Below are 16,017 nucleotides of genomic sequence, written 5' to 3'. Positions count from 1 at the left end.
ACTAATTTGAAAAACAAAAACCTCATAATTGTATTTACAAGAAACCCAGAACTCGGGAAAGTAAAAACACGTTTAGCAAAAACTATTGGAGACGCTTCTGCATTACATATTTATAGCTTTTTATTAGAACACACCGAAAAAACGATTAGAAACATAGATAGCGACAAAGCAGTTTATTATTCAGAAAAAGTTAGAGATCAAGATATTTGGGATAATTCCGCATACCAAAAACACCAACAAAAAGGAGATGATTTAGGAGAGCGAATGCTTCATGCATTTCAAAACGCCTTCCAAAACGGATACGAAAAAGTACTTATTGTTGGTAGCGATTTATTCGACTTAAAAGAAAAACACATAGACGAAGCATTTCAAAAATTAGAAATCAGAGATGTTGTTATCGGCCCAGCAAAAGATGGTGGTTACTATTTATTAGGAATGAAAACAGTGCATACCGAAGTTTTTGACAACAAAGCATGGGGAACTTCATCCGTTTTTAAAGACACGATGAAAGATTTACAAAAATTTAAAATTCATCAACTAGAAAAGTTAAATGATATTGATACTTTTGAAGATATGGAGCATAATTCCACTTTAAAAAAACTAATAATTACAAATGATTAAATTTATAAACGAAACTGTAGCATACCTTCAAGAAAAGGGTTTCGACAAACCAGAAGTAGGAATTATTCTTGGTACTGGACTTGGAAAACTCATTGATGAAATAGATATACTTGCAGAAGCAAGCTATAATCATATTCCAAATTTCCCAACAGCAACCGTAGAGTTCCATAAAGGAAAACTTATTTACGGCGTTTTAGCAGGAAAAAAAGTAGTGGTTATGCAAGGGCGTTTTCATATTTATGAAGGATATTCATTACAAGACGTAACCTATCCTGTTCGTATTATGGAAAAATTAGGCATCACCACCTTATTGGTTTCTAATGCTTCTGGAGCAATAAACACGGACTATAAAAAAGGGGAATTAATGTTAATTGAAGATCATATTAATCTTCAAGGTGGTTCTCCTTTGGCATTTAAAGGGGTTTCCGATTTAGGAGAGCGTTTTACAGATATGAGCGCTCCTTATGATGCAAAAATCAATGCAAGCTTTAAAGCTATTGCACAAGCAAACAATATAACATTGCACGAAGGTGTTTACACAAGTGTTGTTGGTCCGCAATTAGAAACAAGAGCAGAATACAGAATGCTTAAAATTATTGGTACCGATGCTGTTGGTATGAGTACCGTTCCAGAGATTATTGTTGCCAATCATTTAAAATTAAAAGTAGCAGCAGTATCTGTTTTAACAGATGAATGCGACCCAAACAACCTAAAACCTGTAAATATTAATGAAATCATTGCCATGGCTGCGAAAGCAGAACCAGACATGATTACATTATTTAAAGAATTGATAAAAAGTATTTAGTAAAATAATTAGGGCGTTACCACAAGGGTCAGGCTTTCGGCAGTCGCTCTCTGCGAGGAGCTCCAACAAAGCCTCAATCCTTAACGCGCTTACTAGGATGAAAAAAACATAGGATTTGACTTTTAAAGGCAAAAAATCAAGTCCCAAATCAATGCCTAAGCATTGACCATTGAAATGCAGAATATAAAATAATATTAATAATTAATAAAAAGATTCCTGCCTACGCAGGAATGAAAACATGAGTTACCTAGAAACCACACACGACGTATACAAAGAAGCAGCATTAACACCAGATGTTGGATTATGCTGCACCACTAACCCGATTTGGGAATTACCAGGATTAAAAATCCCGAAAATCATGCAAGAGATGAATTACGGCTGTGGTTCTACGGTACATGCTCGTGATTTAACCAATAACCCAAAAATGCTTTATGTTGGTGTTGGTGGCGGAATGGAACTTTTACAATTCGCATATTTTAATCGCCAAAAAGGTGGTGTTGTAGGTATTGATGTTGTAGACGAAATGCTTGAAGCTTCTCGTAAAAACTTTATCGAAGCCGAAGCACAAAATCCTTGGTTTAAATCGGAATTTGTAGACCTTGTAAAAGGAGATGCATTAAACCTTAATGTAGCAGATAACTCTATCGATGTTGCTGCGCAAAACTGCTTATTCAATATTTTTAAAGCGGAAGATTTAAAGAAAGCCATAGAAGAAATGTATCGTGTTTTAAAACCACATGGAAAACTGGTGATGAGTGATCCTACTTGTGAGCAACCAATGAATGATACTTTGCGTAACGACGAAAGACTAAGAGCTTTATGCCTAAGTGGAAGCTTACCAATTGCCGAATACGTAAAAGCACTAACCGATGCTGGTTTTGGAACTATTGAAATTCGCGCTAGAAAACCATATAGAATTCTAGACCCTAAAAATTACCCAACAGACGAATTGATTTATATTGAATCTATCGAAGTTGCTGCTATAAAAGATCCAATGCCTAAAGACGGACCTTGTATTTTTACTGGAAAAGCTGCTATTTATTATGGCGACCAAGATTATTTTGATGATAAAGAAGGACATATCTTATTAAAAAATCAACCGTTGGCAATTTGCGATAAAACTGCAAATGCATTACAAGCACTAAACAGAGATGATATTTATTTTTCAGAATCTACTTTCCATTATGATGGTGGCGGTTGTTGTTAGGCGATAATATCATTCCTGCGAAAGCAGGAATCTCATGAATAAAACTAAAATAAATGCATAATATATTTAGTGTCATTTTGAGTGTAGTCGAAAACCTTAAAAGAAATAATTTATTATAAATAAGATTCCTGCCTTCGCAGGAAATAACATGGAAAAATACATAGACATCATAAAAAACTCCTATTCGGGATATTTCAATTATCTAAAGAACGAGCTAATTACGCTTAACCATTGGGATAATTATTTTTACGGATTGATCGTAATTTCTTTAGTTGTTTGGGGTTTAGAAATTGCTTTCCCTTGGAGAAAGAATCAATCTATTTTTAGAAAAGATTTTTGGCTGGATACTTTTTATATGTTTTTCAATTTCTTTATACTTAACCTCATTGTACTTATTGCTTTATCCAATACAGCTGCAACATTTTTTAATGATATTTTAGGCATAGTCGGTTTATCCATTTCTAGCTTCCAGTTGTTTGATGTAGATAATTTGCCAAGAGTTTTAGGCCTATTTATTTTCTTTATGGTTAGCGACTTTATGCAATGGAATACGCATCGTTTATTACATCGTGTTCCTATGTTTTGGAACTTCCATAAAGTACATCATTCGGTGAAAGAAATGGGCTTTGCAGCACACTTACGTTACCATTGGATGGAACCTGTAATCTACAAATCTATACTATATATTCCTATCGCAATTATTGGTGGTTTTGATGCGCAAGATGTGGCAATAGTTCACTTTTTCGCGATTACTATCGGCCATTTAAACCACGCCAATTTAGGTTGGGATTATGGCTTTTTAAAATATGTGTTTAACAATCCGAAAATGCATATTTGGCATCATGTAAAAGAACTTCCGGAAGGAGCTACACATGGTATTAACTACGGCATTACTTTAAGTATTTGGGATTATCTTTTTAAAACCAACCACATACCTTATGACGGCAGAGACATAGAACTTGGATTTGAAGGAGATGAAGATTTTCCAAAAGATTTTATTCATCAAGAATTATATCCTTTAAAGAAAAACACTTCTAAATAATGAGCTTCTTATGTAAGGGAAAGTACTAAGAATTGACAAAGAAATAAACAAATAACATGAAATACTTTAGTATTATTCTTTTTGCAATTCTAATCAGCTCTTGTTCTTCTACCAAACAAGTAATACCCAATAATGAAGTAAAAAAAGAAGAAATTAGTGCTATTGAAACTGAGGATGTATCACCGAAAACAGACGCAGAAGTAGTTATAGAAAAAGAAATACCAGAGCCACCTCAAGCTCCTAAAATAGAAGTGGTAGATGCTATTGACGATTATGCTCCTGAAGCTTTTAATCATCACTCATGGCATACTTTATTACAAAAAAATGTAACGGAATCTGGTAATGTAAACTACCTAGATTTTAAAAACAATCCAACAGCATTACGTGCTTACATCGATTCTTTGGCAGCGAATATGCCTACAGAAAATTGGAACAGTCAAGACAAACTTGCCTATTGGATTAACGCCTACAACGCATTAACCGTAGATTTAATTATTAGAAATTATCCTGTAAAAAGCATCAAAGACATTAAAGATCCTTGGGACCAACGCTTATGGAAACTTGGTGAAAAGTGGTACAATCTAAACGAAATTGAGCATGAAATTTTACGTAAAATGAATGAACCTAGAATTCATTTCGCTATTGTTTGCGCCTCTTTTTCTTGTCCGAAATTACAAAACGAAGCCTTTACCGCTTCCAAATTAGAGGAACAACTAACCAATGCTACCAAAGCATTTTTGGGAGATTCGAATAGAAATGAAATAGCTTCCGATAAAATTAAAATCTCGAAGATTTTTCAATGGTTTTCAAAAGATTTTAAACAAGATGGAGATCTTATTGATTTCTTAAATACGTATTCCGAAGTAGACATTTCTTCCAACGCTAAAAAAAGCTATAAAGATTATAACTGGGATTTGAATGAGTAAAATTTCCATTATTATTCCAATGTTAAATGAAGCAGAAAACATTAAAAATCTGCTGGCACATCTATTGGAAAATAGTACTCCCAAAAATATTGCAGAAATACTTGTAGTGGATGGCGGAAGTACAGATGGTTCGCAAAAAATCGTTACTAATTTTGGGGCTGTTGTCACCTCGAGCGAAGCCGAAAGGACTCCAATAGGTTTCGACTGCGCTCCACCAAACATCTACCTAATTAATTCCGGAAAAGGAAGAGCTAAACAAATGAATCTTGGAGCAAAAGCAGCTTCCGGAGATCTTTTATACTTTTTACATGCAGACTCTTTTCCGCCGAAAAACTTTGATCAACTACTACTAAATGAAGTTGAAAAAGGAAATCCTGCCGGTTGTTTTAGGCTTCAGTTTAAAAGTAATCATTGGTGGTTAGGTTTAGCGAGTTGGTTTACTAAATTTAATTGGAAAGCTTGTCGTGGTGGCGACCAAAGTCAGTTTATCACCAAAAAATTATTCCAAGAAATTGGTGGTTACAATGAGACCTTCACTATCTACGAAGACTATATTTTAATTAATGCGCTCTACGCGAGGAAGGAATTTGTAGTCATTAATGCAAAGATTCAAACCTCAGCAAGGCTATATGAAATACATGGCGTCTGGAAATTACAATATCATTTTTGGATGATTTATATTAAGAAATGGTTTGGTGCAAGTGCGGAAGATTTATATGCGTATTACAACAATTACATAAATGTTAAAAAGTAATAAAATTTACTTAAGATTAAATTAAAATTAATGTTTAGGTATTCACAATATATATATTCGTAAAAAAATATAGATGAAACACCTCTACTTCAGCCTTTTATTATTCTTTGGCATTATAAACTTTTCTCATGCGCAAGATTTAATTGCAGCAAAAATAATAGACTCTATAACCCAAAACCCAATACCTTATGCAACAATTTCGCTAAATAACACAAGCGGAGTTATAAGTAATGATTTTGGGGTTTTTCATTTAAATATCCATAAAAAATTCACTAAAACAGACTCCTTATTCATTAGTTGTTTAGGTTATAAAACGAAACAACTATCTATTCAAAGCGTCACAGATAGTATTATTGCTTTAAGTCCGAAATCTATTGACTTAGACGAGGTTTTAATTAGCAATAAAAATTATTCCATGGATGAGATTATAGACCACATAAAAGACAGTTTACCAACAAACTATAGTCATGATCTACAAAAAAGCAAACTATTTTTCAGACAATCATACCACTCGAATATTGTAAAAAATAATGTTGTCATTGAAAAAACAACCATTCCAGAATTCAATCAAAATTTCATAGATAGTATATTACGAGTATTACCTAAAAAATCGAGTAATTACACAGAAATCCTAGGAGTACTTTATAAAAATAATGACACAGATGCTATTAGTAAATTAGATATAATAAAAGCTTCCGAATTATACGATAAAAACAATGAAATAGATTCAGAAAAACTCGAAGAAAAGTTTAATGCCATTGCAAGAAAACATATAAAAAGAGACTCTTATTTTAAAATAAAATCAGGTTGGTTTGGAACAAAAACAGAAATAGATTCTTCCCTTTTTGAAACTCCAGAAGACAAAGAATCTGTAGCATATTTAGAGGCTAAAAAAAAGGAAGAAAAAGAGCGTAAAGAAAACTTTTTAAAGTACAGAAAAATAACAATATCTAATTTAGAAAATAAAGGATTTTTAAATGAAGACTCCAACCTAAACATCATTCACAAGTCAAATCGATACGAATTTGAATTATTAGACTATGCTTTTTTAAATGGTAATTTTGTTTATAAAATTGCTTTTAAACCAAAACGAGGTGAAGATTATAAAGGCACGATGTATGTTAATACAGATGATTTCGCTATTATTCGTTTAGATTATGAAAACGCAAAAGCACTTCGAGATTTTAGTCTATTGGGAGTATCAATAAACCATTACTTGCAAAGAGGTATAATCATTTACGAAAAAAACAAAGCAGATAAATATGCATTAAAATATTTTGAAATTGTGGATGGCGAGAATGTTGGAATTAAAAGACCAATAAGGATTATAGAAAAGAATAAAAATGTAAAAGGAAGACGTAAACAAAATGAGGTTTCTGCAAACATAAATTTAAAAATAACAAACATTAACAAAAAAGAATTAGTTGTTTTTGAAAACGATAATATTACCAAAGAGACTTTTAATAATTTTAAAGAAAAAGCAGCTATAAAGCCAACTTATTTACCACACTACGATCCTGATTTCTGGAAAGGATATAACGTAATAGAACCAAATCAAGCAATTAAAGATTTTAAAAGTATCGAGTAATTCAAGTTAATATCTGGAAATTACAATATCACTTCTTGGCTATTTATATAAAGAAGGCTTTGGGTGCTTCCGCGGAAGATTTATATGCCTATTACATAAAGCATATCCGCTAAAAATATTGCCCAATACCAAAAACTAAACCTTGTGTTTCACCTTTAGTAATTCCGAAGCCATAATCTATTCTAAAAATAGCATTAAAGATGCGTTTATGTATAAATCTAAAACCAAACCCAGGATATACTCTAATATTTTTGGATTCCCCAAAATCGCCAAAACCACCACCAGGATTTCGCCAAGTACCAGCATCTATAAAAGCATTCCCTTGAATGGCTAACCAATCTTTATCTAATAGCGTGTGTCTATATTCGGTATTCACAACGATAGCTCCTGTACCTCTATCAATGGTATTACCAACACCTCTTAAATTGACATTATTATCTACAGAAAAAGGAGCAAATGGCGTTTCATCATTAGTTGCTAAACCAACGCGCAATCTACTTGCCCAATTTCCTTTATTTCCTACTCTTTTGTAATAATGTAAATCATTCCATCCAATTACAAAATCAGAGCCATCTGGACTAGTTGCAGTTACATATTGAAAATTAAACAAGCTTCTAAATCCGGATACATACTGGTAATCATAATCTAGACTATTAAATTCATAAATACCTTTATAGAGTACTTTATTAATAGACAATTCTTGTGGCACGGAAGGATTAGTAGCGCCATTTATATATTTATATTCTTCTAGAAAATAATTTATACCAACTTCAAAGCGGTTTTTAAAATTAGGTTGATACAATGCTAAAACTTCATACGATTTATTCTTGTACTTGTAATTAGCAGTAGTTCCATCAAAGAAAACCGGTTCTTCCGTATTTAAGTTTTGATGATTGATTGCTAAACCAAATGCTCTACTAAACAGGAAAGGTGCTCTAAAATTTATACCATAGGAACTAAAGATATCTTTCTGATAAAACCCGCCAAAAATAATATTCTGACCTAATGCATTAAACTCATAAACACCCAAACGATAAGCAAACTCGTCATCATTTGTGGTATAAATACTTACCGACGGAATAATGGTAAAATTCTCTTCTATATTATAAAACACATTATAACTATTATCATGCGAAAGAAACACTTGATAATACGCATGTGCAACAGCTGGCAAACGTTTTAATCGTTTAATATCTTCTTCTAAAATAGTGGAATCTAAAACTTTTCCTGCTTTGGCTTTAGAGATTTTTTTAACTAGGGACGTTTTTAGCTTTTTGTTTCCTTGAATTTTTAAGTCCGAAATCATTTTATCCTGACCCACAGCAATAGTAGATATAAAAGCAATAATTAGTATAACTATTTTTCTATGAAGCATCTTTTTTAGGCTTGAAAATACGCTTTAATTATTTTTTCTACAGGCTTATTCTGAGGTGTAAACCGGTTATCCTTTTCACCACCAACATTGGCATGGTCATGAAACCATTTCCATATAAATCCTCCCGCAAACCAATCTTCTTTCCAAAAGGTATCGAACAGTGCTTTGGTGGTATTATTCTGTGCTTCAAAATTTACAACATCCAAACCTCTTTCAGAATCCCAAGGTTCTTTTCCTGCGTAATCGGCACTTCTATAACCAAACTCTGTAAATAAAATTGGTTTTTTATGTCTGTCTGAAATCTCTTTTATCACGGACTTATGCGTTTTCCAACCTTCCAAACATTCTGCAACCGTTGGTGTTTTACTAGCACTAATTGGAAAATAAGCATCTACTCCAATATAATCTAATGCATTCCAAAAAGGAGTTCTTTTAAACTCATCCCAATTTGCGGCATAGGTAAGTTTTCCTTTGTACACTTTTCTTATTTCTACAATTAGAGCACTCCAATATGCAGGTCTGTTGGTTACAAATTGTTCTAATTCGGTACCAATACAAAAGATATCGGCATTAATTTCTTGGGCTAATTTTGCATACTCTAAAATAAAACTAGAATACGAAGTTTCTAATATTTGCCAATCGGCTTCGGTTTCCATTTTTATATACCCCGTAAATTGTCCTCGAGAAACCCAAATTTGCGGTTTAATCATTATTTTGATGCCTTTTGCTTCTAAGCTTTTTGCATACTGTTCAGCGCCTACTCTACTTTCTCCATACCATTGTCTCTCCGTATTGTAAACAACTTCGGGATGTTCCAGTTCTCTAATAAACCCAAAAGGCATTACTGCAGCAAAATTGGCATTAATATCTTTTACCGGATTTACATGTTCTTCGGTTACAGCCGTTCTAGATGCTACAAAACTTACACCATTAATTTTTGTTTGTGATGAGCAGGATTGTAACGTACAGATTACAGCAATAAAAAGAAGCTTGATGTATTTCATTCTATTCAATTATTCACGAAATATAAGAAAAAGATCCCGCTAATACGGCGGGATCCTTTTCTATACACTTTTAAAAATGTTCTTTTCTTTATAGTAATGCTCTAAGTCCTAAACTGAAAGTACTTCCTAATCCTTGAAAATTATTTCCTCTTACAATTTTACCATAAGAAGCTTCCAAATTTAATACTTTGGTTAATTGGTATTTACCACCAAAACCTAATTGCGTATAATTTTGTTCAAAGTCGTTTCCTAAATCCATTAAAAATGCTTGTTGCGCATTTACAAACAAGGTCGATTTAGATGACGGAAAATAACTTAAAAAAGCACTTACTGGAAGAAATAAACTGTTATTCGCAAAACGCTCTCCTATGTTAACAGCATCTCCGCTTTTAATAGCGTCTGAAGTAGATTCCCCAAAATTAAATCCGAAATCAGCCTCGGTAAATATTTGCCAATCGCCACCACCAAAAGTTTTATCATAGAAGAATTTTGTTTCCCAAAACGTACTTCTTTTATCTAAATATGCAGGAACATCTTTGTCTTTAAAAACTGGTAAATACACAGAACTTGTAAAAGAAAAGTTAGGCACACTTGCAAAAGGCTGCACTCTAATAGAAGGTGCTATGGTTGTTAAACCACTTCTAGAATCTACACCATTGTTTTCAAAATCGAAAACACTAAAAGCGTCTTGACCACCATAATTATTGGCTCTTACCTGAATAATCAAACCAACATTGATTCTTGCATTTTTACTAACTCCAGTATAAATTTCTGTCGTATTGGTGAAAAAATTCTCTCTATCCACATCAAAAGACTTCCCTGTTCCTTCTCCTGTTTTTTTGGTTTGCGTGTACAAACTATTAAAAAACTTAATATCCCATTGTCCTTTGTTTAATAATTTACTTGGTGTAAATTCCTGAACATTACTCCTTGTTGGCTCTTTTTCCTCCTGTGCGAACCCAACAAAATTTATTACCAAGGCTATTACTAATACAATTACTTTTTTCATTTTTAAATTTTATTTATTCTTAGTTAGTTAATTCGTGTGTTATTGTTTGTTTATTTTCCAATCGTATTCAAAATACGTTAGCTTATAATCTGTTGGTATTTTTTCGGTTCTAATGGTATTTATATATTCTATTTCTGTTTGTCCATTCGCAATAAAATCTTCTTTATACCATTCTAATATTTTAGAACCAGAAACACTTTTCTTTTTCGCATTCACTTTTATAAAATAATCCCCATTTAAAGCCAATTGGGTTTGCTTTTGTAATTGCGCTTCTAATGTGTTTGGCAAGTATGCTTTACTAATTAATGGCGGACAACCAACAGCGCCACAAACTAATACAAAATGAAAACGAGGATCTTTAAATTCTGCGCGTAGCAATTTGTTTTCAATAGTGTTTAAGGTTACTTTCTTGCCTGCCAAATGATATATTGTTTTATCGAAAAAACCACTATCCTCTAATGGAGATTTTGTTGGATAATTATCTACCAATCCTTTAATCACCGATAAATTATAAGCGTTTATCCAAAAGGCTTGGTAATTTGTAGCATCTGTTTTAGAAACGGTTATTCCTTCTGCTATTTTTAAAACTGCATCTAAAGATTTCGTATCTTTTTTAATTGCATCGTAAGCTACTTTTCCGTCTACAACATTTACTTTAAAAAAGGCATCTGCTTGTGTAAAAAAGGTTTCTAAGTTTTGCGCTTTCGCGGAAAAATGGCCTAATAAAATTAATGCTATTACTATTATTTTTTTCATTTTAATATGGTTTAATTCTTTTCTTTTATTCCGAAAAAATTCAGATAAAATTCACATCCAAATCGGTATAACTTTCGGTTAAGTCTATAATACATGTAAAAACTTTCAAAAAAATATTAGAAAATTTCTCGTCTCATTGCCTGAAAAAACCTTACAAGTCTGCGTAGTTTATATCTATTCTAAATACTTACTACCGATTAAGTTTTTATCTTGTATCACGACCTAATCAGAATAGAATTAAAAAACCAAACTAAAATATGGAACATGTAGTTATTATAGGAAATGGCATTTCCGGCGTAACCGTAGCCAGACATATTCGAAAAAATTCGGATAAAAAAATAACTATCGTATCTGCCGAAACCGATTACTTTTTCTCACGTACTGCTTTAATGTACATATACATGGGACACATGAAGTTTGAACATACACAACCTTATGAAAATTCGTTTTGGAAAAAGAATCGCATCGAATTAAAAAAGGGCTTTGTAAAATCTATAGAAACAACCTCTAAAACACTGCAATTTGCAGAAGGTGATAGCTTACAATACGACACCTTAGTAATTGCAACTGGAAGTAAACCTAATAAGTTTGGCTGGCCAGGGCAAGATCTAGAAGGAGCACAAGGTTTATATAGCAAACAAGATTTAGATAGTATAGAACGTAATGCACCAAATAACAAAGTATGTAAACGCGCTGTAATTGTTGGTGGCGGATTGATAGGTATTGAATTAGCCGAAATGCTAAACTCCAGAAGTATTCCTGTAACTTTTTTAGTACGAGAAGATAGTTTTTGGAATGGTGTTTTACCAGAAGGTGAAAGTGCTATGATAAATAGACATATTAAAAATCACCATATCGATTTACGTTTATCCACTAATTTACAAGAAATAAAATCGGACGAAAATGGAAACGTAAAATCGATTGTCATCGCAGAAACTGGAGAAGAAATAGCATGTAACGTTGTTGGTTTAACTGCTGGTGTTACTCCAAATATTGATTTTATAAAATCTTCCGATATCGAAACGAATAGAGGTGTTTTAGTGAATAGAAAATTAGAAACAAACATACCAGATGTTTATGCTATTGGCGATTGCGCAGAGCAACGTGATGGTGGTATTGGACAACGCAGACCTATTGAAGCAGTTTGGTATACGGGCAGAATGATGGGAGAAGTATTAGCGCAAACCATTTGTGGAAACACGATGGAGTATAAACCAGGCCATTGGTTTAATTCTGCTAAATTCTTAGATATTGAATACCAAACTTATGGTTGGGTATTTGCAGATCGCGGTCGTCCAGAATATGAAAAACATTTTCACTGGATACACGAAGATGACACCAAATGTATTACCGTAGCTTACCATAACGAAACAAATACCTTTTTAGGAATTAATACTTTCGGGATAAGAATGCGTCACGAAATATTTGATCGTTGGCTAACCGAAAAACGCGATGTAGATTATGTAATAAAAAATCTACCTAAAGCGAATTTCGATCCAGAATTTTACAAGCATTTTGAAAAAGACATTCTAGCTGCTTACAATAACCAACTACAAACAGTATAACCCTAAAATAAATGAGCAATAAAATAGATCACAGTATGTCTTTGGCAACACCAGATGCTTTAAACATAACTACCAAACAAAAAATAGCTTTAGCAACTGGCTTGGTCGGGTTATTTATACTAGTACTCGCTATATTTAATGTAGACTTTCCTAATAGAGCCGTTTTCTTAGCCATATCCTTAGGTTTGGTTATTGGCGGCACCATTATATATTCTAGAGAAGCATACCTTACCAAATTAGAAGGTATAAAAAATGATGGTGTTTGGTTTAAATCGTTATCCTCAAGAGGCGTTTTAGGTTGGGCATTAGGTATTATTTTAACGGCATTTTATATTGTACTTTATTTCTTTCCTACCTATTTAGGACTAGGAGTGGATGGCGCAGCAAATACTGGCTTAGTAGCTCTTTTCGATCCGTTAAGCAATCTTTTAAGCGGTAATAATGCTAGCCAATGGTTTGTATATGGAACCTTATACACCGTCGCTATTTTAGCTTTCGGATATAAGTTCATGTTAAAATATAGACACAACCGCTACCAACAATTGCGTACCGCATCGGTTATGTTTTTTCAAACGGCATTTGCCTTTGTGATTCCAGAATTAATGGCGCGATTAAATTCAGACGATTTCTCCTTGCCATATAATGATCTTAAAAACATGTGGCCTTTAAACTACTATGCTTTTGATCAATGGCGCGTAGATCAATTTATAAATGCACAAACCGTAGGAATGTTTTTCTTAATTTTAGGGGTAGTAATGATTTTTGTTATTTCACCTTTCTTAACCTACAAATACGGTAAACGTTGGTATTGTTCTTGGGTTTGTGGTTGTGGTGGTTTAGCAGAAACTGCAGGAGATGCTTTTAGACACCTAAGTGATAAAGGTACGAAAGCATGGAAACTGGAAAGATGGATGATTAATGGTGTCCTTGTATTTTCCGTAGTAACAACAGTGGCCGTAATATCCACATATTTAGGTTATGATTCCGAAAAATACTGGTTTACAAAAAATGTATTTCTAATCAGTATTGGCGTATTCTTAACCGTATTATTAGCAGGAATCCTTTATTTTAAAAGAGAAGAATTAAATAAAAGTGCCTTTAAAGGTGCCATTGGTTTTTATATTTTAACGATTGCTTTCTTGGTATTCTTTTCTTTCTTCGACTTAAGTCAGATAAAAATTAATGCCAGTTATTTCTCTTTCGGTTTAAACCAAAACACCTATAATTTTGATAGCGCATTAAGAAGCTTTTATGGTTTCGGAATTGGCTCTATATTCTCCGGAGTTATCGGTACTGGATTCTATCCTATTTTAGGAAACAGAACTTGGTGTAGAATGGGTTGTCCAATGGCAACTATTATGGGAATACAACAACGTTTATTCTCAAGATTTAGAATTACAACCAATGGCGGACAATGTATCTCATGCGGGAATTGTTCTAATAGCTGTGAAATGGGGATCGATGTTCGTGCTTATGCGCAAAAAGGAGAAAATATTGTACGCTCCAGTTGTGTTGGTTGCGGTGTTTGTAGCGCGGTTTGCCCAAGAGGTGTATTAAAATTAGAGAATGATAGTATGGATGGAAGAATTAATCCGACTGAAGTGTTATTAGGTAACGATGTAGACCTTATGGACTTATTAAATAAAAATTAAGTTCTTGTATTTACACGGGATCCGAATTTAACTTTTCCATGAAAAAAATACTATACTTATTAATATTGCTTGTAAGTTGTAACGCACTCGCGGAAAAAACGTACTCCAAAACATATTATAAGAATGGTTCAATAAAAGCGAAAGGTTGGACAGAAAACAACCTTAAAACCGAATACTGGAAATTCTATCATCTAAACGGAAACATAGAAAAAGCAGGCGTCTTTAATAAAGATTTAGAAGATGGCTTTTGGACGTTTTATTACGAAAATAAAAACCTAGAAGCCAAAGGTCATTTTTTAAACGGAAAACGATCTGGTTTTTGGACCTACTTCTATCCAGATAAGACGCGAAATAAGTTTGGTAATTATGAAAACGGATTAGAAACTGGTTGTTGGCAAAGCTATCATACCAATGGAAACCTAATGCGCAAAGGCAATTACAGCAAAGGCCTTTTTAATAATTATTGGAAATTCTATCATTTTAATGGTATCCTAAAAAAAGAAGGTAACTTTGCAAACGGAAAACCAATAGCATATTGGAAAAACTATCACAATAACGGTAACCTCCAATCGGAAGGTCTTTTTAAAAACGGACAAGAAGATGGTTTTTGGACGTTTTATTTCGATAACGGAAAACAAGAAAAAACGGGGGATTACAAATCTGGACTAGAAACCAAATACTGGACATTTTATAAAAACAATGGCACGAAAGAAAAAGAAGGCCATTTTATTAACGGTAAAAAATCAGATTGGTGGTTGTTTTATGATAGTAAAGGAAATGTAAATCATAAATGTCAATTAAAAGACAATCAGAAAAACGGCTATTGCTTGATGTATAAAAACGAAAAGCTAGTTTCCGCCAGTAAATTTTCAGAAGGAAAAAAGATTAAAACGTGGACCGATTTGGCCGCTTTTAAAAGAGAAAATAAATTAAGTGATCTTAAGTAAATGCCCAAAATAAAAGTAATAATACCTGCTTATAACGAACAAGACTCTATTGCGAATGTTATTCATGACATTCCTAAAATGGTAGATGAAGTAATTGTTATTAGTAATAACTCCACAGATGCCACAGAGGCAAATGCAAAAAATGCCGGAGCAACCGTTTTAAAAGAAAACAGAAAAGGCTATGGTTATGCCTGCTTAAAAGGAATGGACTACATTTCAAAACTAGAAAGTAAACCAGATATTATTGTTTTTCTAGATGGCGATTATAGCGATTACCCAGAAGAGTTAACCAAAATAGTAGCACCAATTATAGAAGATGATATTGATTTTGTGGTTGGAGCAAGAGTAAAAGCTCTTCGTGAATTAGGTTCTATGACACCACAACAAGTTTTTGGAAACTGGTTAGCAACCTTTTTAATGAAACTGTTTTTTGGAGCAAAATTTACAGATCTAGGACCATTTAGAGCTATTAAATACGATACGCTTTTAAACTTAAACATGGAAGACAAAACCTATGGTTGGACTGTAGAAATGCAATTAAAAGCTTTAAAACAAAAATTAACATACCTAGAAATACCTGTAAACTACAGAAACCGAATTGGTGTTTCTAAAGTTTCAGGAACTGTAAAAGGAAGCGTTTTTGCAGGAATTAAAATCCTTGGATGGATCTTTAAATACAGCTTTAAGAAATGAGCATAAAACAATCTCCTAATACTATAATAAATTTTAATAGCGAATTACACATGACCATTAATAAAACAATTAA

The 16,017-nt window shown here is 33.0% G+C and carries 15 protein-coding genes; 11 read left to right on the top strand and 4 right to left on the bottom strand.

Annotation, left to right across the window (positions count from 1 at the left end):
* The first annotated feature begins 6 nt into the window (after positions 1-6).
* From ACVCZW_RS10860 to ACVCZW_RS10830, 7 genes are all read left to right on the top strand, one after another.
* The gene (locus tag ACVCZW_RS10860; RefSeq protein WP_452229726.1) at positions 7-621 is read left to right on the top strand and encodes a TIGR04282 family arsenosugar biosynthesis glycosyltransferase; all 615 of its coding nucleotides are present in this window, start codon (positions 7-9) and stop codon (positions 619-621) included.
* Positions 614-1,426 carry a purine-nucleoside phosphorylase gene (locus ACVCZW_RS10855; RefSeq protein ID WP_452229725.1) on the top strand — a complete coding sequence of 271 codons (813 nt, stop codon included), beginning with the start codon at positions 614-616 and terminating at the stop codon, positions 1,424-1,426. Before ACVCZW_RS10860 ends, ACVCZW_RS10855 begins: the two co-directional genes overlap by 8 nt.
* 238 nt (positions 1,427-1,664) lie before the next feature.
* The gene (gene arsM, locus ACVCZW_RS10850) at positions 1,665-2,633 is read left to right on the top strand and encodes an arsenosugar biosynthesis arsenite methyltransferase ArsM (protein WP_452229724.1); all 969 of its coding nucleotides are present in this window, start codon (positions 1,665-1,667) and stop codon (positions 2,631-2,633) included.
* A gap of 148 nt (positions 2,634-2,781) precedes the next feature.
* Positions 2,782-3,675: a sterol desaturase family protein gene (locus tag ACVCZW_RS10845; RefSeq protein ID WP_452232422.1), complete on the top strand. Its 894-nt coding sequence runs from the start codon at positions 2,782-2,784 to the stop codon at positions 3,673-3,675.
* A gap of 56 nt (positions 3,676-3,731) precedes the next feature.
* Positions 3,732-4,601, top strand: a complete 870-nt coding sequence (locus ACVCZW_RS10840) for a DUF547 domain-containing protein (RefSeq protein WP_452229722.1) — start codon at positions 3,732-3,734, stop codon at positions 4,599-4,601.
* The gene (locus tag ACVCZW_RS10835) at positions 4,594-5,355 is read left to right on the top strand and encodes a TIGR04283 family arsenosugar biosynthesis glycosyltransferase (protein WP_452232421.1); all 762 of its coding nucleotides are present in this window, start codon (positions 4,594-4,596) and stop codon (positions 5,353-5,355) included. The genes ACVCZW_RS10840 and ACVCZW_RS10835 overlap by 8 nt, the downstream gene beginning before the upstream one ends.
* A gap of 73 nt (positions 5,356-5,428) precedes the next feature.
* Positions 5,429-6,943: a carboxypeptidase-like regulatory domain-containing protein gene (locus ACVCZW_RS10830; RefSeq protein WP_452232420.1), complete on the top strand. Its 1,515-nt coding sequence runs from the start codon at positions 5,429-5,431 to the stop codon at positions 6,941-6,943.
* Between the two features lie 109 nt (positions 6,944-7,052).
* On the opposite strand, the gene ACVCZW_RS10825 is transcribed toward ACVCZW_RS10830, so the two are convergent.
* From ACVCZW_RS10825 to ACVCZW_RS10810, 4 genes are all read right to left on the bottom strand, one after another.
* Positions 7,053-8,318, bottom strand: a complete 1,266-nt coding sequence (locus tag ACVCZW_RS10825) for a POTRA domain-containing protein (RefSeq protein WP_452232419.1) — start codon at positions 8,316-8,318, stop codon at positions 7,053-7,055.
* A 5-nt stretch (positions 8,319-8,323) separates the two neighbouring features.
* Positions 8,324-9,322, bottom strand: coding sequence for a glycoside hydrolase family 113 (locus ACVCZW_RS10820; protein ID WP_452232418.1), 999 nt, complete (start codon positions 9,320-9,322; stop codon positions 8,324-8,326).
* An 88-nt stretch (positions 9,323-9,410) separates the two neighbouring features.
* Positions 9,411-10,331 (bottom strand): hypothetical protein, encoded by a 921-nt coding sequence (locus tag ACVCZW_RS10815; RefSeq protein ID WP_452232417.1) that lies wholly within the window; start codon positions 10,329-10,331, stop codon positions 9,411-9,413.
* Between the two features lie 39 nt (positions 10,332-10,370).
* Positions 10,371-11,087: a DUF547 domain-containing protein gene (locus tag ACVCZW_RS10810; protein ID WP_452232416.1), complete on the bottom strand. Its 717-nt coding sequence runs from the start codon at positions 11,085-11,087 to the stop codon at positions 10,371-10,373.
* 257 nt (positions 11,088-11,344) lie between these two features.
* Between ACVCZW_RS10810 and ACVCZW_RS10805 the strand changes: the two genes are divergently transcribed.
* From ACVCZW_RS10805 to ACVCZW_RS10790, 4 genes are read left to right on the top strand one after another with little or no spacing between them, the layout of a single operon-like run.
* Complete coding sequence (locus ACVCZW_RS10805; RefSeq protein WP_452232415.1) at positions 11,345-12,652, top strand: NAD(P)/FAD-dependent oxidoreductase; 1,308 nt, start codon at positions 11,345-11,347, stop codon at positions 12,650-12,652.
* A gap of 11 nt (positions 12,653-12,663) precedes the next feature.
* Positions 12,664-14,304, top strand: a complete 1,641-nt coding sequence (locus tag ACVCZW_RS10800; protein WP_452232414.1) for a 4Fe-4S binding protein — start codon at positions 12,664-12,666, stop codon at positions 14,302-14,304.
* 38 nt (positions 14,305-14,342) lie between these two features.
* Entirely contained in the window at positions 14,343-15,251 is a 909-nt protein-coding gene (locus ACVCZW_RS10795) for a toxin-antitoxin system YwqK family antitoxin (protein WP_452232413.1), read from the top strand.
* Positions 15,252-15,944, top strand: a complete 693-nt coding sequence (locus ACVCZW_RS10790) for a glycosyltransferase family 2 protein (protein ID WP_452232412.1) — start codon at positions 15,252-15,254, stop codon at positions 15,942-15,944.
* Positions 15,945-16,017 lie beyond the last annotated feature (73 nt).

Source organism: Lacinutrix sp. MEBiC02595 (assembly GCF_053601555.1).
This window is presented reverse-complemented; position numbering and strand designations above follow the sequence as displayed.